Below are 23,211 nucleotides of genomic sequence, written 5' to 3' on the forward strand. Positions count from 1 at the left end.
GAGGCGCTCACGGAAACGGCACCCGGCAAGAAGGCACCCGGCAAGAAGGCCGGCGCCGAGAAGGTGGCCGCCGTGAGGGTGGCGGGCGGGACGGTCACCGCGGAGGCGGGCGAGGGCGAAGCGATGGCCGGCGCGGGGAGAAGGGCCGCGAAGGGCGAGGCGCCGGCCGAGAAGGCGGGCGGGAAGAAGCGGGCGGTCAAGGCGGCCGCCCGGAAGGCCGCACCCGCGGCCGAGGGGGCGGCGCAGGCCGCGGAGAAGACGGGAGCCAGGACGGTGGCAGCGAAGAAGATCGCGGATGTGACCCCGGCGCAGGCGGCAGGGGCCATGAAGCCGGTGCCGCAGGCACGGGGCATCGCCGGTGCGGCGCCCGAGGAGCTGGCCGTACGGCCCGGCGAGGAGCCGTGGAGCCCCGAGGAGGTCGCGGAGGCCCGCGCCGAGCTGGAGGGCGAGGTGGCACGGCTCCAGGCCGAGCTCGCCGCCTCCGAGGAGGCGCTGTCCGGCCTGATGCGGGACTCCGGGGACGGTGCCGGTCACGACGAGGCCGACACCGGTACGAAGAACATCACGCGCGAGCACGAGATGGCGCTCGCCGCCAACGCCCGGGCCACCCTGGAGCAGATCGAGCACGCCCTCCAGCGGCTCGACGCGGGGACGTACGGCCTGTGCGAGGTGTGCGGCAAGCCGATCGGCAAGGCGCGCATGCAGGCGTTCCCACGGGCCACCCTCTGCGTGGAGGACAAGCAGAAGCAGGAACGGCGAGGCTGAACCCGCACGTGTGTGCCGTACCCTCGTGGTCAGTCAGGCACCTAGGTTGAGGGACTCACGTGGCAGAGGCGGAGCGCACCATCGGTACGCCGGATGTTGGGGACGAGGCCGCGACGCCCGTCGAGCGGCCCAGGGGAAGGCGCAGGATCCTCGCGCTCTTCACCGTGGCTCTCGTGGCCTACCTGCTGGATCTGGGCAGCAAGATGGTCGTGGTGGCCAAGCTGGAGCACCACGAGCCGATCGAGGTGATCGGCGACCTGCTGCGGTTCGAGGCGGTGCGCAACCCGGGTGCCGCGTTCGGGATCGGTGAGGCCTTCACCGTGATCTTCACGGTCATCGCGGCGACGGTGATCGTGGTGATCATCCGCCTGGCGCGGAAGCTGTACAGCCTGCCGTGGGCGATCGCGCTCGGTCTGCTGCTCGGCGGGGCGCTCGGCAACCTCACCGACCGGATCTTCCGGTCGCCCGGCGTCTTCCAGGGCGCGGTGGTGGACTTCATCGCCCCCGCGCACTTCGCCGTCTTCAACCTCGCCGACTCGGCGATCGTGTGCGGCGGGTTCCTGATCGTGATCCTGTCGTTCCGGGGCCTGGACCCCGACGGGACCGTCCACAAGGACTGACAAGGCATACTCGACGGGTGAGCACGATTCCCGAGATCCGTACGCTGCCCGTTCCCGATGGTCTGGAGGGCGAGCGCGTCGACGCCGCCATCGCCCGTATGTTCGGGTTTTCCCGCACCAAGGCGGCCGAGCTGGCCGCCGCCGGGAAGGTGCTCGTCGACGGCGCCGTCGTCGGCAAGTCCGAGCGGGTGAGCGGCGGTGCCTGGCTCGAGGTGGAGATGCCGGCGCCCGCCGCGCCCGTGCAGATCGTCGCCGAGCCCGTCGAGGGCATGGAGATCGTCCACGACGACGACGACATCGTCGTGATCGTCAAGCCGGTCGGCGTGGCCGCCCACCCGAGCCCCGGCTGGACCGGCACCACCGTGATCGGCGGCCTCGCCGCGGCCGGCTACCGCATCTCGACGTCCGGCGCGGCCGAGCGGCAGGGCATCGTGCACCGCCTCGACGTCGGCACCTCCGGGCTCATGGTCGTGGCCAAGTCGGAGCGGGCGTACACGCTCCTCAAGGCGCAGTTCCGCGAGCGCACGGTCGACAAGCGCTACCACGCGCTCGTCCAGGGCCACCCCGACCCGCTGAGCGGCACGATCGACGCCCCCATCGGCCGCCACCCGAACCACGACTACAAGTGGGCCGTCACCGCCGAGGGCAAGCCCTCCGTGACGCACTACGACCTCATCGAGGCGTACCGGGCGGCCTCCCTGCTCGACATCAAGCTGGAGACGGGCCGCACCCACCAGATCCGGGTCCACATGTCCGCCCACCGCCACCCGTGCGTCGGCGACCTGACGTACGGCGCCGACCCGACGCTGGCCAAGCGCCTGCGCCTGACCCGTCAGTGGCTGCACGCGGTGCGGCTCGGTTTCGAGCACCCGGCGGACGGCCGCTGGGTGGAGTTCGCGAGCAGCTACCCCGACGACCTCCAGCACGCCCTCGACACGATCGCCGCGGAGAGCGCATGAGCCCCTTCCTCGTCCGGGAGGCGGTGACCGACGAGGACCTGAAGGCGGGCTTCGCCGTTCGCCACGAGGTCTTCGTCGTCGAGCAGGGCGTCCCCGAGGAGATCGAGTACGACGCCTACGACGCGACCGCCGTGCACGTCCTGGCCGTCCGCCGCTCCGACGGCACCGCCCTGGGCACCGGGCGGCTGCTGCACGGGCCGGACGCGGCCGGCAGGACCGGCGGCGCCGACGGCGTCGGCTCGCTCGGCCGCCTGGCGGTCGTGAAGGCGGCCCGCGGCCTCGGGGCCGGCGTGGCGCTCGTGCGCGCCATCGAGGAGGCGGCACGCGCGCGGGGGCTGACCGCGGTGGACCTGCACGCCCAGACGCAGGCGCTGGGGTTCTACGAGCGGCTCGGGTACGAGGCCTACGGCACGCCGTTCCAGGACGCGGGCATGCCGCATCTCGCCATGCGGCGGATGCTCTGACGCGCGTGGCAGGGTTGAGGGTGCTGATCGTCTCGGACTGACCGGACCCTCCGACCGGGTCCTCGCGGGCGGAAGGGCGCACCGTGGACCAACTGGCTCTGCTCCTCGTGCTGCTGCTGGGCGCGGTGGTGACCGTGCCCCTCGGGGAACGGCTGGGCCTGCCCGCACCGGTGCTGATGACGATCGGCGGGATGGGCCTCGCCCTGCTCCCCTTCGTGCCGAACATCGAGCTCCCGCCCGACTACATCCTGCCCCTGGTCCTGCCGCCGTTGCTGTACGCGGCCGTCCAGCGCACCTCCTGGCGCCAGTTCACCGCCAACAGGAGGCCCATCTTCCTGCTCGCCGTCGCGCTGGTCTTCGTGACCACCGCCGCCGTGGCGGCCGTCGCGAGCGCTGTCGTCCCCGGGCTGCCGCTGGCCGCCGCCGTCGCGCTGGGTGCGCTCGTCGCGCCGCCCGACCCGGTCGCGGCCACCGCCGTGGCGGGGTCCCTCGGGCTGCCGCGGCGGCTCGTGTCGATCCTGGAGGGCGAGGGGCTGTTCAACGACGTCACCGCGATCGTGCTGTACCACGTGGCGATCGGGGCGGCGCTCGCCGGAACGTTCTCCTGGGGGGAGGCGGTGGGGGAGCTGGCGCTGTCGGCCGTGGTCGCCGTCGTCGTCGGGCTGGCGCTCGGCTGGCTGTCCAACAAGCTGATGGGCATGCTCGGTGACCCCACCCTGCAGACCGGGCTCACCCTGCTGGTGCCGTTCGTCGGCTACGTCCTGGCGGACCGGCTGCTCGGCTCGGGCGTCCTCGCCGTCCTCGTCATCGCCCTCTACCTCGCCGAACACGCGGCAGACGCCGACGACGTGATGGGCCGTCTGGCGGGCCGGGCGTTCTGGGAGGTCGTCGACGTCCTGGTCACGGGTATCGCGTTCGGGCTGATCGGGCTGGAGCTGCACCACGTCTTCGGCACGGCCGAGGGACGGGAGCTGGAGATGCTCGGCTGGGGCGGCGCGGTCGCCGCCTGCGTCGTCGGCGTACGCCTGGGGTGGCTGCTGCCCGCCACCTGGCTGGCCAAGCGGCTGCACTCGCGGCGGGACTACGACGAGGACATCCCGGTCAGCTGGCGGGAGACCGTCGTCATGTGGTGGTCGGGCATGCGGGGTGTGGCGTCGGTCGCCCTGGCCCTCGCCGTCCCGCTGCGCGACGACCACGGGGCGCCCTTCCCATGGCGTGACGAGATCATCTTCATCGCCTTCTGCGTCATCGTCGCGACCCTCCTCTTCCAGGGCCTGACCCTGCCGTGGCTGGTCGGGAAGCTCGGCGTACGCGCCGACACGGACACGGAGCGGGAGTTCGAGCGGAGCCTGGCCCTGCGCGCCGCACGGGCCGCCAAACGGCGCCTGAAGGAGATCCAGGAGGTCGACGAGCTGCCGGAGGAGCTCCAGGAGCGGCTCCAGCGCATCGCGTTCGAGGTGGGCGTGAGGATCAGCCCGGACGTGCTGGACGAGGAGCGGCGGTCGTCGGCGGCCCGGAGGGCGGAGCGCTTCAAGGCGGTGCAGCGCATCCAGCACGAGATGCTGTCGGCCGCCCGCCACGAGGTGCTGGCCGCGCGCAGCGAACCCGGCGCCGACCCGGAGGTCGTCGACCGGGTGCTGCGGCAACTGGACGTCCACAGCCTTCGCTGAGGCCGCAGGGCGCGAGCCGCCTGCCGCTGCCGCTATCCGCGGCCGGTGCGGACGCCGGGCTTCTGCTCCGCGTCCCGTACGACGTACGCGTCGACGTTGTTGCTGTGGACCTCCGCCGCCCGCGGGGGCCGGTGGTCGTGCCACTGCCCGTCCGGCGACGGCGCGGGCGCGGCGGTGGCCGTGGCGACGCGCGGCAGCGCGTACGGGTGCTCCCGGCACAGCCAGGCGACCATCTGCTCCCGCACGCTGCAGCGCACGGTCCAGATGTCGTCGGCGTCCTTCGCCGTCACCACCGCGCGCACCTGGATCGTGGTGGGCGTGGTGTCGGTGACGGCCAGCGACCAGTCACGGCCGTCCCAGGCGGAGCAGGCGTGCAGGATCTCCTGGAGCTTGTCGCGCATCAGGCCGACCGGTGCCGTGTGGTCGAGGTGGAAGAAGACCGTGCCGGTCATCTGGGCGCCGCCGCGCGACCAGTTCTCGAACGGCTTGCTGGTGAAGTACGACACGGGCATCGTGATCCGGCGCTCGTCCCAGGTCCGTACGGCCAGGAACGTCAGCGTGACCTCCTCCACCACGCCCCATTCGCCGTCCACGACGACCGTGTCACCGATGCGGACCATGTCGCCGAAGGCGATCTGGAAGCCGGCGAAGAGGTTGCCGAGGGTGGACTGGGCGGCGACACCGGCGACGATGCCGATGATGCCCGCGGAGGCCAGCATGGACGTGCCGATCGTGCGGAAGTCCGGGAACGTCAGCAGCATCGCCGCGACCGCCACCACACCGACCACGGCGGTGACGATCCGCATGATGAGCGTCACCTGGGTGCGGACCCGGCGCACCCGGGCCGCGTCGCGCGTGGAGGACGCGTAACGGGCGTAACTGGACTCCACTATGGCGGCGGCGATCCGCACCACCAGCCAGGCGCCGGCCCCGATCAGGACGAGACCGAGCACCTGGCCGATGGCGGTCTGGTGGGAGACGATGACCTGCCACCTGGTCTGCCGGTACGAGCCGCGCAGCAGGGCGGTGAGCATGACCACCTGCAGCGGTATGCGGCAGCGGCGCAGCAGGTCCCACAAGGGGGTCTCCGGGTGCCGGGCGTCGATGCGGCGCAGCAGCACGTCGGCCAGCCAGCCGACGAGCAGCGTGAGCACGACCGACCCACCGAGGACGGTCAACGGGCGCAGTACGTTCTCCATGGGTCCGGGACTCCGACGACGGCTGGCAGGATGGCCGGATGGACATCATGCTCTTCCACTCGGCCTACGGTCTGCGCCCGGCCGTCCACACGGCAGCCGACCGGCTGCGCGCGGCCGGGCACCACGTGCACGTGCCCGACCTCTACGGCGGTCAAACTGCCGGAACGGTGGAGGAGGGCATGGCGATCAAGGAGGGGATCGGCAAGGAGGAGCTGCTCAAGCGGGCGGTCCTCGCCGCCGCGCCGTACTCCGAGCGAGGGCTCGTGTACGCGGGGTTCTCGCTGGGCGCTTCCATCGCCCAGACGCTGGCCCTCGGTGATGAGAAGGCCCGCGGGCTGCTGCTGGTGCACGGCACGTCCGACATCGCGCCGAACGCGTCGGTGGACGAGCTGCCGGTCCAGCTGCACGTCGCCGCTCCGGACCCCTTCGAACCGGACGACTGGCTGAACGCCTGGTACCTGAGGATGCGGCAGATCGGCGCGGACCCCGAGGTCTACCGCTACCAGGGCGCCGGTCACCTGTACACGGACCCCGGCCTGCCGGACTACGACGAGGACGCCGCCGAGCGGACCTTCCGGATCGCCGTGGACTTCGTGCAGGGCCTCTAGGCCTGTCCTCCGGGTCAGGCCCGCGAGGTCCGGAAGACAGGGCCCTGGCCGGCACAGGGGTGCGCCCCGGCTGCCGGACGGGTCCGGTGGCCGGGGCGCGACCGCGGGCGAGCGACCGGCCGCGGGTGACCGCGGCGGTGCGGTGCGGCCGTCAGACGGCGCGGTAGGCGGTCCAGTGGTCCTTCATGCGCTGCACCTGGCCCGAGGTGAACTGGTACATGCAGGCGTCGTAGGTGTAGTCCATGAAGTTGTGGATGGGGTCGGCACCCGTCTTGCTGGCGCAGCTGTCACGGCCGGTCGGGCACTCGTACGCCGGGCTCTTCTCCGCCGGGGTGTCGGAGACGTAGTCGCCGTTGCCGTTGCAGCCGCCCTGGAAGGTGTGGTACAGCCCCATCCAGTGGCCGACCTCGTGCGTGCCGGTGTCGCCCTCGTCGTAGTTGGCGGCCGACCCGCCCGGCAGCGAGGAGTCGAGCACGACGACGCCGTCCATCGTCGGGTTGGACCGGTACGAGGACGGGAAGGTGGCCCAGCCCAGCAGCCCGCCGCCGAGGTTGGCGGTGTAGAAGTTGAGCGCGTTCGCCCCGCCCTTGCGGAGCGCCGACTTCATGGCCTTCTCCTCGGGGGAGCCGGAGCTGAGGTTGTACCAGGCCGCGTTGTTCGTGTAGTCCGTGGCGGCCAGCGTGAACTGGAAGCCGGAGTCGGCGTTGCCGGTGCCCTGGCCGCCGAACGCCGAGTTGAGGACGGCGAGCTGCTGGTCGATGTCGGTCGCGCTGAGCTTGCCGGTCTCGCCGTCGTGGATGACGTGGAAGTAGACCGGGATGGTGGTGGCGGTGGCGGCGAAGCCGCGAGCGCCGTTCGCCCGCGCGGCCTCGAGTCTCTTCTTCAGGTCCGCGTCCATGGCCTTGGCCTTGGCGTCGGTGACCTCGTTGGGCTCGTGGGCGTGCCCGGTGCCTCCGGGACGGCCTTCGCGCGCGGTGGCGCTCGTGACCGCGTCGTCCGCGCACTCCTCCGCGGCGGCCGCGGCGGGTGCCTTGGCGGCGGCGGCACCCGTCGGGGCGGAGAGCGGGAAGAGGGCCAGGGTTCCGGCCAGGACCGCCGTGCCGAGTGCACGGCGGTGCATACGCGGAGATATTCGGGCAAGAGCACGCATGGTGACTCCTCGCGGGGGGTTGTGGAGAGGGCCTTCCTCGCCACCGCGGGGAGATTACGTGGCCATGTCAGATCTTGATGAGCAGTGAACAAGCCCAATCAATCGTTGAGTAATTGAAGACATCAGGGAGAAATCCTTCGGTCCGTCCCGGGTGTTGAGACGCGCACGTAACGAATGCGCCACCGCGGGCGGGTGGTGTGTCCGTATTCGATCTGTCGAACACACCACCCGTGACGGCCGTGTGATCTCCCGTTAACACCCGGCAGGATGGCCGAAAATCGACCCTAGGGGTCGCCTCAGCGTACGGGCGCGTACACCCGCTCGACCTTCTGCGTTCCACTCACCGTCCGGTATGAGCGGATCCACGCCGACGAGGCGTCCGGCCGGGTCCGGTCGGACAGGACGTAGTAGTCCATCTGGGCGCGCTCGGCGGTCACGTCCAGGACGCCGTAGCCGTGGTTGTCCATGTCGATCCACTTGACGTGGCGGTTGGCGGCCTTGACGGCTCCGGCGGCCACCATGGAGACCGTGCCGGGCGCCACCCCGAGGATGTCGTCCAGGTTGTCGGAGGTCACCGACGTCACCACGAACTCGGTCGCCGCCGACCGCGACAGCGGGTACGTCGCCGCCTTCACCGGTACGTCGTTGGCCCATGCCATGTGGATGTCACCGGTGAGGAAGACGGTGTTGGCGATGGACCGGTCCGTGAGGTGCGCGAGCAGCTCCTTGCGGTCGTCGGTGTAGCCGTCCCACTGGTCCGCGTTGACGGCCAGCCCGCCCGCGGGCAGGCCCAGCAGCTCCGCGACGGGCTCCAGGAGATGGGCCGGCAGGGAGCCGAAGGCGACCGGCGAGATCATCACCGATGTGCCGACCAGCTTCCAGGCGCTGTCGGAGGCCGCCAGCCCCGACTTCAGCCAGTCCAGCTGGGCGCGCCCCGTGATCGTGCGGTCCGGGTCGTCCACCCGGCCGCTGCCCGCCGGCGCCTGCTGCGAACGGAACGAGCGCAGGTCCAGCAGGTGCAGATCGGCCAGCTTGCCGAAGCGCAGCCGCCGGTAGACGGTGCCTTCCGTGGAGGTGCGGACCGGCATCCACTCGAAGTACGCCTGCTTGGCCGCCGCGACGCGCGCCGCCCACTCGCCCTCCGCGCCGGGGGTGTGGTTGTCGGCCCCGCCGGACCACGTGTCGTCGGCGAACTCGTGGTCGTCCCATATCGCGATCACCGGGTGCGCGGCGTGCAGCGCCTGCAGGTCGGGGTCCGACTTGTAGGTGGCGTGGCGCAGCCGGTAGTCGGCCAGCGTGACGATCTCGTGCACCGGGGCGTGCGGACGGACCACGTGCTCCGGCTTCGGGTAGCTGCCGGAGCCGTACTCGTAGATGTAGTCGCCGAGATGGAGGACCGCGTCCAGGTCGGCGCGGGCGGCGAGGTGGCGGTACGCGGAGAAATAGCCCGACTCCCAGTTGGCGCAGGAGACCACGCCGAACCGGATGCCCGGCGCGGCGGCGTCGGCGGCCGGGGCGGTGCGGGTACGGCCGACGGGGGAGACCTCCGTCCCCACGGTGAACCGGAAGTAATAGTCGGTCGCCTGGTGCAGGCCTCTTACGTCCACCTTGACGGTGTGGTCCGTGGCTGCCGTCGCCGTGACGGTGCCCCGGGCGACGACACCGGTGAAGGAACGGTCCTGCGCGACCTCCCATCTGACCTCCGCGTCCGGGCCCTTGCCGGACCCTGGCACCGCGTCGGCGGCCGGCGTGACGCGCGTCCACAGCAGGACGCCGTCGGGGAGGGGGTCGCCGGAGGCGACACCGTGGAGGAAGACGGGCGTGCGGGTGTCCGCGGCGGCGGACGGGGCGGCGGCGAGGACGGGAGCGGCGACCGCGGTGGCGGCGGCGGCCTTGACGACCGCGCGGCGGCTCGGGGCAGGAATGTGTCGACTGGTCACGGACCATCACATTACTGATCAGTACGACCAACGGGCAGGCGAAAACCGGAAAGTTCGCCTGCCCGTGGCCCCCGCGCCGGACCGCCCTCACCTGCTGGGACGGCCGCGCTCCGGTCAGCCCTTGAGGGCCTTGCCGACCGCCGTCGTGAACTCGGCCGCCGTCATGGGCGCGCCCTGGCCGTCCGCGCCCGTGATGGTCTTGCCGTCCATCTTCAGCGTCGGCGTGCCCTTGACCCCGCTGTCGTCGAAGGACGCGGACATCTTCATCGCCCACGCGTCGAAGGTGCCCTTCTCCACGTCCTTCTTGAAGGCGGCGTTGTTCTTCAGCGCGGGCACCGACTCCGCCACCTCCAGCAGGTAGGAGTCCTTGGCGAACTTGTCCTGCGACTCCTCCGGGTGGAACTTCGCGGAGTACAGCGCCGCCTTGTAGTCCAGGAACGCCTCCGGGCCGACGTTCAGGGCGGCGCCCAGCGCGGAGAGGGCGTTCTTGGAACCCTCGCCCTGGTCGCTGTTGTCGATGAACGTCGCACCGATGTACCGGATCTTGTACTTGCCGGCGTCGACGTCCTTCTCGATGGTCTCGCCGACCTGCTGCTCGAAGACGGCGCAGATCGGGCAGCGGGAGTCCTCGTACAGCTCCAGCGTCTTCTTGGCGGCCGGCTTGCCGATGACGATCGTGGTGCCGTCGTCGCCGGTGGTGTTCTTCGGTGCCGTGACGTTCTTCTCGTCCTTCATGGCCTCCCAGTGGGAGGGCTTGTTCGCCTGCACGACCGCGTAGCCGATGCCTCCGGCCAGCCCCAGGACGGCGAGGGCCGAGACGCCGACGGTGATCTGCCGGCGCATCCTGTCCTTCTTGGCCTGACGCTCGCGCTCCTGGCGCAGCCGCTCGCGGGCCGCCGCCTTGTTCGCCTGGCTGTTGCGTGCACTCATGGTCGTACTTCTCCGTGGAAAGTGTGAGGTGAGGGGTGGACTGCCGGGAACGCCCGGCGAGGCTCTGCTCGGCTCAGGCGGGGAGAGCCGCCGGGCAGGGCGGCGGTCCACGCCGGGCCACGGAGTGCACGAGGAGCCCGCGCCGGGCGGGGAGCGGGCGGACCAGAGGGCGCGGGCCCCGCCGTACGGCGCGCCGGAACGTCCCCACCACGGCGACCGCCACCAGCAGCGGCCGGAACGCGGACACCGCCGCCGTCCGCACCAGCGAGGCGAGCGCGCTCTCGCCGCGGCGCAGCCATGCCGCGGCGACCAGCCCGACCGAGACGTGCGCGGCGAGCAGCAGCCAGGGCAGCGCCGGGTCGGGGGAGTGCAGCAGGCCGGCCGCGCCGCCGGGCGGCCCGGCCACCGCGGGCAGCGGCCCGCCCACCGCGCCCCCGCACAGCACGTCGACGCCCACCGCGCGCAGCGAGCCCGCCACGGGGCCGCCGGCCGGGCCGTAACAGGCGTGCTGACCGGAGGTGAACACGGTGTCGGCGGCCAGCTCCAGCGGCACCAGCAGACCCGCGATCCGCCACAAGCCCCGCTCCGCGCCGCCCGCGAGCGCGTACGCCACGGCGAACACTCCGGCCGTGACGGCGGCGACCGTCATGAGGGGCAGCGGCGTCCGGGACAGCAGCACGTGGGAGGCGGCGGACAGCGTCACGACGAGTGCCGTGAAGAGCGCCGCCCGCAGCCCCCTGAGCCGGGTCCCGGATATGTCTTCCATCGCCGACAGAGTGTGCCATGTCCGCCGGTAAGCGGTCCCTAAGGATCCGGCCGTCCCGCCGGGGCCGGCCGGTCCCTCACAGTCCCGGGATGCGGCCGTTGCGGAACAGGTCGACGAAGATCTGGTGGTCCGCCCGCGCCCGGGCGCCGTAGCGGTGCGCGAAGTCCACCAGGAGGGCGCCGAAACCCTCCTCGTCCGCGGCGATCGCCGCGTCGATGGCCCGCTCCGTGGAGAACGGCACCAGGGAGTGGCCGCTCTCGTCGTCCGCCGCCGCGTGCATCGTCGCCGTCGCCCGCCCCAGGTCCGCGACGGTCGCCGCGATCTCCTCGGGGTCGTCGATGTCCGACCAGTCCAGGTCCACGGCGTACGGCGAGACCTCCGCCACCAGTTGCCCCGCCCCGTCCAGCTCGGTCCAGCCCAGCCACGGGTCCGCGTGCGCCTGGAGCGCCCGCTGCGAGATGACCGTGCGGTGCCCCTCGTGCCGGAAGTACGCGCGCACCGCGGGATCCGTCACGTGGCGGGACACCGCGGGCGTCTGCGCCTGCTTCATGTAGATCACGACGTCGTTCTCCAGGGCGTCGCTGTTGCCCTCCAGCAGGATGTTGTACGACGGCAGCCCGGCCGAGCCGATGCCGATGCCGCGCCGCCCCACCACGTCCTTCACGCGGTACGAGTCGGGCCGGGCCAGGCTGGACTCGGGCAGGGTCTCCAGGTAGCCGTCGAAGGCCGCCAGCACCTTGTACCGGGTCGCCGCGTCCAGCTCGACCGTCCCGGCACCGGAACCGAAGCGCCGCTCGAAGTCCCGGATCTCGGTCATCGACTCCAGCAGCCCGAACCGGGTCAGCGAGCGCGCCACGCGCAGCGCGTCCAGCAGCGGCCCCTGGGCCGTGTCCAGGGTGAAGGGCGGCAGCTCCGCCGCCCCGCCGCGCCCGCCGCCGCTCGCCAGCGCGTGGATCCGCTCCCGGTACGCGGCGGCGCAGATCAGCACCAGCTCGGTGATCTGCTCGTCACTCAGCGCCTTGGTGTAGCCGATCAGCGCCAGGGAGGCCGACAGCCGCTTCAGGTCCCAGGTGAACGGCCCGACGTACGCCTCGTCGAAGTCGTTGACGTTGAAGATCAGCCGGCCGTTGGCGTCCATGTACGTGCCGAAGTTCTCGGCGTGCAGATCACCATGGATCCAGACCCGGCTCGTCCGCTCGTCCAGGTACGGCCCGCCCCGCTGCTCCTGGTCCAGGTCGGCGTAGAAGAGGCATGCCGTGCCCCGGTAGAAGGCGAAGGCCGAGGCGGCCATCTTCCGGAACTTGACCCGGAAGGCGGCCGGGTCGGCGGCCAGGAGCTCGCCGAAGGCGGTGCCGAAGACGGAGAGGATCTGCTCACCGCGTTCCTCGACGGTGGGCTGGGTGACCGACATCGCGGGGTGCCTCCTGGTGCGGTGCGCGCACGGTTGCGTGCGTGGATTCGTGCAGGGCTTCGTACATGACAAAACGGACGGGTGGTCCGTCCGTCTCAACGCGTGACCGTATCGCCGCGTGCCCGCCCGCCGCCCCTCGGGCGGCGGCACCGGGACCCCGTCGGGACCCGCGCCGCCGCGTCCGGGTGTCGGTGGGGAGACGTAGACTTCCGGCTGTCCCCCATCCCCGACCCCCGGAGGCCGCAGCCGTGTCGAAGCCGCCGTTCACGCACCTTCACGTGCACACCCAGTACTCGCTGCTGGACGGTGCCGCGCGGCTCAAGGACATGTTCAACGCCTGCAACGAGATGGGCATGACGCACATCGCGATGTCGGACCACGGCAACCTCCACGGGGCGTACGACTTCTTCCACTCCGCGAAGAAGGCGGGGGTCACCCCGATCATCGGCATCGAGGCGTACGTCGCCCCGGAGTCGCGCCGGAACAAGCGCAAGATCCAGTGGGGCCAGCCCCACCAGAAGCGGGACGACGTCTCCGGTTCGGGTGGTTACACCCACAAGACGATCTGGGCGGCGAACGCGACCGGCCTGCACAACCTGTTCCGGCTCTCCTCCGACGCGTACAAGGAGGGCTGGCTGCAGAAGTGGCCGCGCATGGACAAGGAGACCATCGCCAAATGGTCGGAGGGGCTGATCGCCTCCACCGGCTGCCCCTCGGGCGAACTCCAGACCCGGCTGCGCCTCGGCCAGTTCGACGAGGCCCTCAAGTCGGCCTCCGAGTACCAGGACATCTTCGGCAAGGACCGGTACTTCCTGGAGCTGATGGACCACGGCATCGAGATCGAGCGCCGGGTCCGCGACGGCCTGCTGGAGATCGGCAAGAAGCTCGGCATCCCGCCCCTGGTCACCAACGACTCGCACTACACGTACGCGCACGAGGCCTCCGCCCATGACGCGCTGCTGTGCATCCAGACCGGCAAGAACCTCTCCGACCCCGACCGCTTCAAGTTCGACGGCACCGGCTACTACCTCAAGTCCACCGACGAGATGTACGCCATCGACTCCTCGGACGCCTGGCAGGAGGGCTGCGCCAACACCCTCCTGGTCGCCGAGCAGGTCGACACCGCCGGCATGTTCGAGAAGCGCGACCTCATGCCGAAGTTCGACATCCCCGAGGGCCACACCGAGGTCAGCTGGTTCAAGGAGGAAGTCCAGCGCGGCATGCACCGCCGCTTCCCCGGCGGCATCCCGGAGGACCGCCAGCAGCAGGTCGAGTACGAGATGGACGTCATCATCCAGATGGGGTTCCCGGGGTACTTCCTCGTCGTCGCCGACTTCATCATGTGGGCCAAGAACCAGGGCATCGCGGTGGGCCCCGGCCGAGGCTCCGCGGCCGGCTCGATCGTGGCCTACGCCCTGGGCATCACCGACCTCGACCCGATCCCGCACGGCCTGATCTTCGAGCGCTTCCTGAACCCCGAGCGCGTCTCCATGCCCGATGTCGACATCGACTTCGACGAGCGCAGGCGCGTCGAGGTGATCAGGTACGTGACCGAGAAGTACGGCGAGGACAAGGTCGCCATGATCGGCACGTACGGCACGATCAAGGCCAAGAACGCGATCAAGGACTCCGCGCGCGTGCTGGGCTACCCGTACGCGATGGGCGACCGCATCACCAAGGCCATGCCCGCCGACGTCCTCGGCAAGGGCATCCCGCTCTCCGGCATCACCGACCCCTCCCACCCCCGCTACTCGGAGGCGGGCGAGGTCCGGGGGATGTACGAGAACGAACCGGACGTGAAGAAGGTCATCGACACCGCCCGCGGTGTCGAGGGCCTGGTCCGGCAGATGGGCGTCCACGCCGCCGGCGTGATCATGTCCAGCGAGCCGATCGTCGACCACGTCCCCGTCTGGGTCAGGCACACCGACGGCGTCACCATCACGCAGTGGGACTACCCGAGCTGCGAGTCGCTCGGCCTGCTGAAGATGGACTTCCTGGGCCTGCGCAACCTGACGATCATGGACGACGCCGTCAAGATGGTGAAGGCCAACAAGGGGATCGACATCGATCTCCTGAGCCTGCCGCTCGACGACCCGACGACCTTCGAGCTGCTCCAGCGCGGCGACACCCTCGGCGTCTTCCAGTTCGACGGCGGCCCCATGCGGTCCCTGCTGCGGCTGATGAAGCCCGACAACTTCGAGGACATCTCCGCTGTCTCGGCCCTCTACCGGCCGGGCCCGATGGGCATGAACTCGCACACGAACTACGCGCTGCGCAAGAACGGGCAGCAGGAGATCACGCCGATCCACCCGGAGCTGGAGGAACCGCTCAAGGAGGTCCTCGGCGTCACCTACGGCCTGATCGTCTACCAGGAGCAGGTGCAGAAGGCCGCCCAGATCATCGCCGGCTACTCGCTGGGCGAGGCCGACATCCTCCGCCGCGTCATGGGCAAGAAGAAGCCCGAGGAGCTGGCGAAGAACTTCACCATCTTCCAGGCCGGCGCCAAGAAGAACGGCTACAGCGACGAGGCGATCCAGGCGCTGTGGGACGTGCTGGTCCCCTTCGCCGGCTACGCCTTCAACAAGGCGCACTCCGCCGCATACGGCCTCGTCTCGTACTGGACCGCGTACCTCAAGGCCAACCACCCGGCCGAGTACATGGCGGCGCTGCTCACCTCGGTCAAGGACGACAAGGACAAGTCCGCCGTCTACCTGAACGAGTGCCGCCGCATGGGCATCAAGGTCCTGCCGCCCAACGTCAACGAGTCCGAGGCGAACTTCGCCGCCCAGGGTGACGACGTCATCCTCTTCGGCCTCTCCGCCGTGCGGAACGTCGGTACGAACGTCGTCGAGTCGATCATCAAGTGCCGCAAGTCGAAGGGGAAGTACAGCTCCTTCCCCGACTTCCTCGACAAGGTCGAAGTGGTCGTCTGCAACAAGCGCACCGTCGAGTCGCTCATCAAGGCCGGCGCCTTCGACACCATGGGCCACACCCGCAAGAGCCTGGTCGCCCACCACGAAGCGATGATCGACAACGTGGTGGCGGTCAAGCGCAAGGAGGCCGAGGGGCAGTTCGACCTCTTCGGCGGCATGGGCGACGAGGACAGCAGCGAACCGGGCTTCGGCCTCGACGTGGAGTTCTCCGACATCGAGTGGGAGAAGTCCTACCTGCTCGCCCAGGAGCGCGAGATGCTCGGGCTCTACGTCTCCGACCACCCGCTCTTCGGCATCGAGCACGTGCTGTCCGACAAGACGGACGCCGCGATCTCCCAGCTCACCGGCGGCGAGCACGCCGACGGCGCGGTCGTCACCATCGGCGGCATCATCTCCGGCCTCCAGCGCAAGATGACCAAGCAGGGCAACGCCTGGGCCATCGCCACCGTCGAGGACCTGGCCGGCTCCATCGAGTGCATGTTCTTCCCGGCCACGTACCAGCTGGTGTCCACCCAGCTCGTCGAGGACACGGTCGTCTTCGTCAAGGGCCGCCTGGACAAGCGCGAGGACGTGCCGCGGCTCGTCGCGATGGAGCTCATGGTCCCCGACCTGTCCTCGGCCGGCACCAACGCGCCCGTCGTCCTCACCATCCCCACGGTGAAGGTCACACCGCCGATGGTCAGCCGCCTCGGCGAGATCCTCAGCCACCACAAGGGCAACACCGAGGTACGGATCAAGCTCCAGGGGCCGCGGTCCACCACCGTGCTGCGGCTCGACCGGCACCGCGTCCAGCCGGACCCCGCGCTCTTCGGCGACCTGAAGGTGCTGCTCGGCCCGTCCTGCCTGGCCGGCTGACCGGCCTTCCCGTCGCACGCGGAAGGGGCGCGCCCGTCGTCACGGGCGCGCCCCTTCTGGCACGTCACACGGTCTCGGCGCCGTCACGGACCACGACGGCCTGACGCGGCGCCGTCAGGGACCTCAGTTGTGCCCGAAGCGCTTCTGCCGGCCCTTGTGGGCGACGTCGGTCGGCGCGATGCCCGGCATCCGCTGCTCGGCCTGCGACTCCATGGACGTGCTCTGCGTCTGCTGCGCGCCCCGCTCGGCCGGCGACGCCTTCATCGGACTGCGGTCCTGCTTCTTGTTCTTGGCCATGGTGATGCCTCCGTGGGGTGTAGGGGCCAGGGCCGCGTTCAGACTCACATACGCATAATTGCCGCGCATTTTGGATCATTGCGGACCGTAGTCGCGGTCCGGGCGCGGGGCGTAGGGTGATCCGCCACGCCGGTGATCCAGTTCCGGCCGTTAACACTCCGGCAGTCGGGCAGACTCGAAGAAACCCCGAGCACTTCCCGTAGTACGTACCGAAGCAACTTCCGATCCCGAGGTTCCCGAAAGAGGGTGGAACACGTGGACCGCTGCGTCGTTCTGGTGGACGCCGGCTACCTGCTGGGCGCCGCCGCCAGCCTCCTTGCCGGGGAACCGGCCCGCTCCCGGATCACCGTCGACCACGCCGCCCTCATCCAGGGCCTGCGCGAACGCGCCGAAAGCGACACGGCCCAGCCCCTGCTGCGGATCTACTGGTTCGACGGCGCCCCCGACCGCGTACCCCAGCCCGAACACCGCAGGCTCCGCGTGATGCCCCGGGTCACCGTCCGGCTCGGAGCACTGACCCGCAGCGACGGACGCTGGGCGCAGAAGGGCGTCGATGCCGCGATGCACGCCGAACTCACCGAGCTGGCCCGCAACCGCGCCTGCTCCGACGTGGTGCTCGTCACCGGCGACGGCGATCTGCTGCCCGGCCTGATGTCGGCGAAGGAGCACGGCGTCGCCGTCCACCTCTGGGCGGTCCAGGCCGCCGACGGCGACTACAACCAGTCCGAGGACCTGGTCGCCGAGGCCGACGAACGACGCGTCCTCGACCGGGAGTGGATCACCCGGGCGGTACGGGCCAAGGAGCTGGGCGGCGTCTGCGCCCCGCCCCCCGTCCCGCGCCCCGAGATCGCCGCCATCCTCTCCGCCCCGCTGCCCGAGTCCGCCCCCGCGGCCTTCGGCGCGAACACCTCCACCGCCTCCTCCGCCCCGGAGACCTTCGGCACCGCGGCCGGCTCCGGCGGCCGGACCGTCCCCGCCGCCGTACGCAACGGATCCGCGGACCGGACGGCGCCGGCCCCCGCCGCCCCGCCCACCGCCGGCGCCAACGGATCGGGCACCCCCTCCGGCCCGAACGGCGGCAAGGGCGTGCCGACCCCCAAGGACCTCGCCGGGCTGCGCGGCCCCGGCCACCCCCAGACGCCCGTCCCCCAACCCGCCAACGCCACCCTGCGCTGGTCCTCCGACCGCGGCTGGGTCGACCGCCCCGGCAGCCAGATCGGCGAGCCGCCCGAGACGGCCTCCCTGCCCACCCTCGCCCAGCTGACCAGCGCCGAGCAGCGCTGGGCCGACCGCGAGGAGGACATCACCACCGTCGGCGGCGACCCCTTCGAGGTCGGGCAGGTCTTCGCCCGGCGCTGGATGGAGCGGCTGCCCGACCAGAGCCACGTCGGGAAACTGTCCAGCATGTACCCCCGCATCCCGCACCGCATCGACGGCGAGCTGCTGCGCTACGCCGCCCGGTTCGGCCTGCTCGCGCACAAGGACGACCAGATCGACGAGCACGACCGGTACGCGATCCGGGCCGGCTTCTGGAGGGAGATCGACGTCCGGGCGGCCGCCGAACACGCCCCCGTGGGCGAATAGGGCAGCCCGACCCTTTAGGCTCATCCCTCGTGAGTACGGTGTGCGTGGTGCGGGACCTGGTCAAGACGTACCCCGCCGCGCGCGCCCGGAGAGGGACCCCCGCGACCCCGGAGGTGCGCGCCACCGACGGGGTCAGCCTGGACGTCCGCGGCGGGGAGATCTTCGGCCTGCTCGGCCCCAACGGAGCCGGCAAGTCCACCCTCGTGCGCCAGCTGACCGGCCTGATGCGGCCCGACTCCGGCACCGTCGAGATGCTGGGGCACGATCTCGTACGCCATCCCGAGCGGGCGGCCCGGCTGATCGGCTACCTCGGGCAGGAGTCCACCGCGCTCGACGAGCTGACCGTGGCACTCGCCGCCGAGACGACCGGACGGCTGCGCGGGCTGACCGCCCGGGAGGCGCGGGCCGAGCGGGACGCGGTCCTCGCCGAGCTGGGCCTGACCGAGCTCGCCGGGCGCGCCCTGAAGCGGCTGTCCGGCGGGCAGCGCCGGCTCGCCTGCTTCGCCACCGCGCTGGTGGGGGAGCGGCCCCTGCTCATCCTCGACGAGCCGACCACCGGCATGGACCCGGTCGCCCGGCGCGCCGTGTGGGCGGCGGTCGACCGGCGGCGCGCCGAGCACGGCACGACCGTCGTCCTCGTCACCCACAACGTCATCGAGGCGGAGACCGTGCTGGACCGGGTGGCCGTCCTCGAACGCGGCCGGGTGATCGCCTGCGACACCCCGGCCGGGCTCAAGGAGCAGGTGGCCGGTGACGTACGGGTGGAACTCGTGTGGCGTGAACGTGCGCCCCTCGACGTCCCGGAGGTCGCCGCCCTGCGTGCCTCCGCGCAGGAGCAGGGGCGCCGGTGGGTGCTGCGGCTCGCGCCGGACGAGGCACGGGCCGCGGTCGCGGCGGTGACCGGCGGCGCGGCGTTCGCCGCGCTCGACGACTTCACGGTCGCGACGCCCAGCCTGGAGGACGTGTACCTCGCGCTGGGCGGCGAGGCGAAAGGCCTGGTCAAGGCATGAACAGGAGCATCAGGTGAGCATCCTGCCCGTACGGGCCACCCTGTCGCCCGGAGCGGTCGTCACCGCGCCGGCCGGTGACCCCGCCGCGAGCGGCGCCGCCCCCCTCGCGCCGACGGCACGGCTGCTGCCCGCGCTCGCCGCCGTGTACCGGGCACAGCTGTCCCGGGCCCGGGTGGCCCGTATCCCGCTGCTGTTCGTCGCCACCTTCCAGTCCGTCGGGATCATGGTGCTGATGCGGGGCGTCGTCGACGGCGGCGCCGAGGCGCGGGCGGTCGTCGCGGGGTCGTCCGTGCTCGTGGTCGCCTTCGTCGCGCTCAACCTGCTGGCCCAGTACTTCGGGCAGCTGCGGGCGAGCGGGGGGCTCGACCACTACGCCACGCTGCCGGTGCCGCCCGCCGCGGTGGTGCTGGGCGCGGCCGGCGCCTACGCCTCCTTCACCGTGCCGGGGACGGTGGTGACCGCGGTCGCCGGGTCCGTCCTCTTCCAGCTGCCGCTGACGCACCTGTGGATCCTCGGCGCTGTCGTGCCGCTCGCCGGGGCGGCGCTCGCCGGGCTCGGCGCGGCGCTCGGGCTGCTCGCGCCGCGGCAGGAACTCGCCACGCTGCTGGGCCAGCTCGGGATGTCGGCGGCGCTGCTGCTGGGCGTGCTGCCCGCCGGCCGGCTGCCCGAGCCGATCGGCTGGGCGCGGGACCTCCTCCCGTCGACGTACGGGGTGGAGGCGCTCGCCCGCACCTTCGACGCCCGCCCCGACTGGGCGGCGGTCGGCGTCGACCTCGGGGTCTGCGCGGCCGTCGGCGTCCTCTCACTGACCGTCGCGACGTGGGCGTACCGGCGTGCGGCGGTCCGGTGAGGCAGGCCCGCCGGGCGCCTGGCACGATGGCAGGGTGACCGCACCGTTGACGCCGCCTCACCAGCCACCCCCGCACGACTCCTCGTGGCCGCCGCCGTACCCCTCCGCCGCCTCCGCCGCCTCCGGCGCCGCGGACGACGCGTCGCCGGACGTCGCCACGGAGCTGCGGCAGGGGGCCGTGGTGCTGCTCGGCGTGATGGTCGCGGGCGTGGTGCTCGGGCTGCTGTGGCTGTGGCTGGCGCCGCGGATCCCGCTGATCTCGGACGGCAAGGCGGTGTTCCTGAAGGAGACCGAGGGCGAGAGCGCCGTCGGCGCGGACGGAACGTTCACGCTGCTCGCGCTGGCCCTCGGTGCGCTGAGCGCGGCGATCGTGTTCTGGTGCACGCGCCGCCACGGCGGCATCGCGGTGGTCGTCGGTCTGGCGCTGGGCGGCCTGCTGGGCTCCCTGCTCGGCTGGGGCATCGGGACGCTGCTGGGCCCCACGCACGACGTGGTGGCGCACGCCCGCGCGGTGGGCGAGGGCGTGGTCTTCGACGCGCCGCTGGAGCTGGGCGCGCACGGTGCGCTGCTGGCGTGGCCGGTCGCCGCGATGATCGTCCACCTGGGGCTGACGGCGCTCTTCGCGCCGCGGGACCCGGAGCCGGAGTGGGACCTGTACGGGCCGCCCTCCCCGCCGCCTCCGCACGGGGACTGAGCCGCGGGGCCGCCCGGGCCACGCGAGCCGCGCTCCCGGCCGACGGCCGGCGGGCCCGGGTCCGGCAGGACCTACGCGCGGCCGATGGGGGCCAGCACCGCGCTGGTGAGGGCGGCGAGGTCCTTCGGGGCGAGCTCGACCTCCAGGCCGCGGCGGCCCGCCGAGATGCAGATCGTGGCGTGCTGCCCGGCCGACGCGTCCAGGACCGTGCGCAGCCGCTTGCGCTGCCCGAGCGGCGAGATGCCGCCGCGGACGTACCCCGTCGTCCGCTCGGCCGCCGCCGGGTCCGCCATCGCCGCCCGCTTGCCGCCGACCGCGGCCGCCAGGGCCTTCAGGTCCAGCTGCCCGGCCACCGGTACGACCGCCACCGTCAGTTCGCCGTCCACGTCCGCGACGAGCGTCTTGAACACCCGCTCGGGGGAGACCCCCAGCGCCTCGGCGGCCTCCTCCCCGTACGAGGGCGACGCCGGGTCGTGGTCGTACGCGTGCAGGGTGAACGGTGTGCCGGCGGCGGTCAGGGCGACCGTCGCCGGGGTGCCGCCGGCCTGTTTCCTGGTCTTCTTCGCCACGTCGGGTCCGCTCCCTCGGGTCAGTTGGGGCTCGTCGGGGTACGGGTCAGCTCCACCGCCGGCAGCGACGGCAGGTGGCGCAGCACCGCCGTCTCCGAGCGCAGCAGGTGCAGCTCCTCCCGCAACCGCGTCGCGGTGTCCGGCGCCTGGAGCAGCCGCTGCTTGGCGGGCGTGTCCAGCACCGCCGCCGCGGCCACCAGGTACGAGACGACCGACGGCTCGTCGGGCAGTTCCACGCCGGTCGCCAGCGAGCGCTCACGGGCGCCCGCGAGCCGCTTCTGATAGGTGCGGAAGGCGCGCAGGACACCTTCGGCGAGCGCGCCCGCGCCCTCGCCGGGCTCCTCCTCCAGCTCCTCCAGCTCGGCGGTCAGGAACGGACCGTCCGCGTCGACCGACAACACCTTCACACGCCGCGTGCCGGTCGCCAGCACCTCGAAGCTGCCGTCGGACCGCTCCCGGATGGTGGCCGCGTCCGCGATGCACCCCACCCGGTGGAACGCCTGGATCGGGTCGGGGCCGAACCCGGCGGCGGGCCCCTTCTCCGGCAGCCCGGTCTGGTCCGGCATGCCGGGCGCGGTCGGTGCGACCTCGCGCCCGTCGCGGATGGCGACGACGGCGAAGCGGCGCGGTTCGGACTCGTCGGTCTTCAGCAGCTCACGCATCATGGCGCGATAGCGCTCCTCGAAGACGTTGAGCGGCAGCACGAGGCCGGGGAACAGCACCGCGTTCAGCGGGAAGAGGGGCAGGCGAGCGGTGGTCACAACGGCCAAGCCTAATGGTCACCGCTCCGGCCCCGACCGGCCCGTCCGCGCAAAGGGACGGCCGGAGCCAGTTCGCGGCGCGCACCGTCGCGCGCGTCGAGGAACCGGCCGAGCGGATCGTCCCCGGACGAAGCCCAGGGGAACGACGTGGCGTGCGGCCCGATCAGCCGGAACTGCTCCAGTGCCGCGGCCCACCGCCCACGCTCGACCAGCACGTACGCCAGCACGTTGCGCACCTCGGCCGGCCAGGGATCGCCCGGCGCGTACCGCGCGGACAGCTCCGCGGCCAGGTCCGCGGCCGCGTCGATCCGCTCGGCCGGGGCGGACGCGCCGCCGCCGGCCAGCAACTGCGTGCAGGCGGCCCGTACCGGCAACGCCCGTATCAGCGACCCCGGGAGGGCGTCGGCGGCGGCCTGCTCGGCGAAGTCGAAGCACTCGCGGTACGCGCAGCGGCGGGCGGCGGGCGTCGAGTCACGCCGGGCGCAGCACTGTGCCGACAGGTACTCGAGCGCCGCCACATGGCAGCCGTAGTGGTGCGCGGAGCGGCGCACCGCCTGCTCCCACAGCGCCTCGAACGCCGCGGGCGCGGCCTGCGTCCCGCGGGCGTGGTCCAGCGCGAGGCGCCACGGCACCGGGTCGCGCGGCGCGGCCGCGGCCACCGCTTCGATCATCGGCCCGAGCTCGCGCAGCCGCTCGGCGCGGGCGGGCGACTCCCAGGCCCTGCGCACCGCAAGCTCGGCCCGGACGAGCAGGGCGTCCGGGTCCTGCGGCGCGTCGGCCAGCCAGCCCCCCAGCCAGGCGTCGCGGCGGTGCGCGAACGCGGCCAGCCGCACCACGTACCGGTCGCGGCTCTCCCACTCGGCCGCCTCGCGCGTGGCGGCGAGGAGCGCGGCGGCCGGTGCGTGGTCGCCCAGGGCGGCGGCGACCAGCGCCGGGCCGAGCCGCTCGTCCGGTGCGTCGAGCAGCACGGCGTGGTCCGGCGGCAGCCCGTCGACGAGCTGCGGGGTGTGCCGGACCGCGCGGGCGGTGCTGAGCAGGGCACGGAGCAATGACATGGTGCGGACCATTGAAAACCGCAGGTGGGAACCGCGGCCAGAGGGCCGCTGTGAAGCTTTGGTGGCGGCGGAATGGTTGCACCGCCCAATGCCAAGACCGCGTAAAGAAAACGGTGGACCG

21 protein-coding genes are annotated in these 23,211 nt (G+C 72.1%); 11 read left to right on the forward strand and 10 right to left on the reverse strand.

Annotated features, from left to right (window positions below):
- The 5 genes from IH00_RS38675 to IH00_RS0101885 all read left to right on the forward strand — a co-directional run.
- The coding region (locus IH00_RS38675; RefSeq protein WP_420710848.1) for a TraR/DksA family transcriptional regulator at positions 1 to 765 on the forward strand (765 nt) is incomplete at its 5' end.
- Between the two features lie 59 nt (positions 766 to 824).
- Positions 825 to 1,385, forward strand: coding sequence for a signal peptidase II (gene lspA, locus IH00_RS0101870; RefSeq protein WP_031068815.1), 561 nt, complete (start codon positions 825 to 827; stop codon positions 1,383 to 1,385).
- 17 nt (positions 1,386 to 1,402) lie between these two features.
- Positions 1,403 to 2,344 (forward strand): RluA family pseudouridine synthase, encoded by a 942-nt coding sequence (locus IH00_RS0101875; protein WP_031068817.1) that lies wholly within the window; start codon positions 1,403 to 1,405, stop codon positions 2,342 to 2,344.
- Positions 2,341 to 2,808, forward strand: coding sequence for a GNAT family N-acetyltransferase (locus tag IH00_RS0101880; protein WP_031068820.1), 468 nt, complete (start codon positions 2,341 to 2,343; stop codon positions 2,806 to 2,808). Before IH00_RS0101875 ends, IH00_RS0101880 begins: the two co-directional genes overlap by 4 nt.
- An 83-nt stretch (positions 2,809 to 2,891) precedes the next feature.
- The gene (locus tag IH00_RS0101885; protein ID WP_031068821.1) at positions 2,892 to 4,478 is read left to right on the forward strand and encodes a Na+/H+ antiporter; all 1,587 of its coding nucleotides are present in this window, start codon (positions 2,892 to 2,894) and stop codon (positions 4,476 to 4,478) included.
- 32 nt (positions 4,479 to 4,510) lie between these two features.
- Here the strand turns inward: IH00_RS0101885 and IH00_RS0101890 are convergent, their stop codons facing one another.
- Entirely contained in the window at positions 4,511 to 5,677 is a 1,167-nt protein-coding gene (locus tag IH00_RS0101890; RefSeq protein ID WP_031068822.1) for a mechanosensitive ion channel family protein, read from the reverse strand.
- 38 nt (positions 5,678 to 5,715) lie between these two features.
- On the opposite strand from IH00_RS0101890, the gene IH00_RS0101895 reads away from it, so the two are divergent.
- Positions 5,716 to 6,285 carry a dienelactone hydrolase family protein gene (locus IH00_RS0101895; protein WP_031068823.1) on the forward strand — a complete coding sequence of 190 codons (570 nt, stop codon included), beginning with the start codon at positions 5,716 to 5,718 and terminating at the stop codon, positions 6,283 to 6,285.
- Between the two features lie 151 nt (positions 6,286 to 6,436).
- Here IH00_RS0101895 and IH00_RS0101900 read toward each other — a convergent pair whose 3' ends face one another.
- The 5 genes from IH00_RS0101900 to IH00_RS0101920 all read right to left on the reverse strand — a co-directional run bounded on the left by IH00_RS0101900 (position 6,437) and on the right by IH00_RS0101920 (position 12,482).
- Entirely contained in the window at positions 6,437 to 7,405 is a 969-nt protein-coding gene (locus IH00_RS0101900; RefSeq protein WP_031068824.1) for a zinc metalloprotease, read from the reverse strand.
- 326 nt (positions 7,406 to 7,731) lie between these two features.
- Positions 7,732 to 9,375 carry an alkaline phosphatase D family protein gene (locus tag IH00_RS0101905; RefSeq protein WP_031068826.1) on the reverse strand — a complete coding sequence of 548 codons (1,644 nt, stop codon included), beginning with the start codon at positions 9,373 to 9,375 and terminating at the stop codon, positions 7,732 to 7,734.
- 114 nt (positions 9,376 to 9,489) lie between these two features.
- Complete coding sequence (locus IH00_RS0101910; protein ID WP_031068828.1) at positions 9,490 to 10,305, reverse strand: DsbA family protein; 816 nt, start codon at positions 10,303 to 10,305, stop codon at positions 9,490 to 9,492.
- Positions 10,306 to 10,378: 73 nt separating this feature from the next.
- Entirely contained in the window at positions 10,379 to 11,071 is a 693-nt protein-coding gene (locus tag IH00_RS0101915) for a hypothetical protein (protein WP_031068831.1), read from the reverse strand.
- A 76-nt stretch (positions 11,072 to 11,147) separates the two neighbouring features.
- Positions 11,148 to 12,482 (reverse strand): DUF2252 domain-containing protein, encoded by a 1,335-nt coding sequence (locus tag IH00_RS0101920; protein ID WP_031068833.1) that lies wholly within the window; start codon positions 12,480 to 12,482, stop codon positions 11,148 to 11,150.
- 248 nt (positions 12,483 to 12,730) lie between these two features.
- Here IH00_RS0101920 and dnaE point away from each other — a divergent pair, with 248 nt between their 5' ends.
- Positions 12,731 to 16,270, forward strand: coding sequence for a DNA polymerase III subunit alpha (gene dnaE, locus IH00_RS0101925; protein ID WP_031068834.1), 3,540 nt, complete (start codon positions 12,731 to 12,733; stop codon positions 16,268 to 16,270).
- Between the two features lie 123 nt (positions 16,271 to 16,393).
- On the opposite strand, the gene IH00_RS42520 is transcribed toward dnaE, so the two are convergent.
- Positions 16,394 to 16,567: a hypothetical protein gene (locus tag IH00_RS42520; protein ID WP_234334728.1), complete on the reverse strand. Its 174-nt coding sequence runs from the start codon at positions 16,565 to 16,567 to the stop codon at positions 16,394 to 16,396.
- A gap of 246 nt (positions 16,568 to 16,813) precedes the next feature.
- On the opposite strand from IH00_RS42520, the gene IH00_RS0101935 reads away from it, so the two are divergent.
- The 4 genes from IH00_RS0101935 to IH00_RS36840 are packed head-to-tail and all read left to right on the forward strand — an operon-like array spanning position 16,814 to position 20,705.
- Positions 16,814 to 18,151: an NYN domain-containing protein gene (locus IH00_RS0101935; RefSeq protein ID WP_031068835.1), complete on the forward strand. Its 1,338-nt coding sequence runs from the start codon at positions 16,814 to 16,816 to the stop codon at positions 18,149 to 18,151.
- A 29-nt stretch (positions 18,152 to 18,180) separates the two neighbouring features.
- Positions 18,181 to 19,161 (forward strand): ABC transporter ATP-binding protein, encoded by a 981-nt coding sequence (locus IH00_RS0101940; RefSeq protein ID WP_234334729.1) that lies wholly within the window; start codon positions 18,181 to 18,183, stop codon positions 19,159 to 19,161.
- Positions 19,162 to 19,201: 40 nt separating this feature from the next.
- The gene (locus IH00_RS0101945) at positions 19,202 to 20,011 is read left to right on the forward strand and encodes an ABC transporter permease (protein ID WP_052411121.1); all 810 of its coding nucleotides are present in this window, start codon (positions 19,202 to 19,204) and stop codon (positions 20,009 to 20,011) included.
- 34 nt (positions 20,012 to 20,045) lie between these two features.
- The gene (locus IH00_RS36840; RefSeq protein WP_063835288.1) at positions 20,046 to 20,705 is read left to right on the forward strand and encodes a hypothetical protein; all 660 of its coding nucleotides are present in this window, start codon (positions 20,046 to 20,048) and stop codon (positions 20,703 to 20,705) included.
- 71 nt (positions 20,706 to 20,776) lie between these two features.
- Here the strand turns inward: IH00_RS36840 and ybaK are convergent, their stop codons facing one another.
- From ybaK to IH00_RS0101965, 3 genes are read right to left on the reverse strand one after another with little or no spacing between them, the layout of a single operon-like run.
- Complete coding sequence (ybaK, locus tag IH00_RS0101955) at positions 20,777 to 21,274, reverse strand: Cys-tRNA(Pro) deacylase (RefSeq protein WP_031068840.1); 498 nt, start codon at positions 21,272 to 21,274, stop codon at positions 20,777 to 20,779.
- Between the two features lie 20 nt (positions 21,275 to 21,294).
- Complete coding sequence (locus tag IH00_RS0101960) at positions 21,295 to 22,035, reverse strand: LON peptidase substrate-binding domain-containing protein (protein ID WP_031068842.1); 741 nt, start codon at positions 22,033 to 22,035, stop codon at positions 21,295 to 21,297.
- 11 nt (positions 22,036 to 22,046) lie between these two features.
- A complete protein-coding gene (locus IH00_RS0101965; protein ID WP_031068844.1) occupies positions 22,047 to 23,102 on the reverse strand; it encodes a hypothetical protein in 1,056 nt (351 codons plus the stop codon).
- Positions 23,103 to 23,211 lie beyond the last annotated feature (109 nt).

The sequence above is a fragment of the Streptomyces sp. NRRL S-118 genome, assembly GCF_000716335.1.
In the GTDB taxonomy this organism is placed as follows: domain Bacteria; phylum Actinomycetota; class Actinomycetes; order Streptomycetales; family Streptomycetaceae; genus Streptomyces.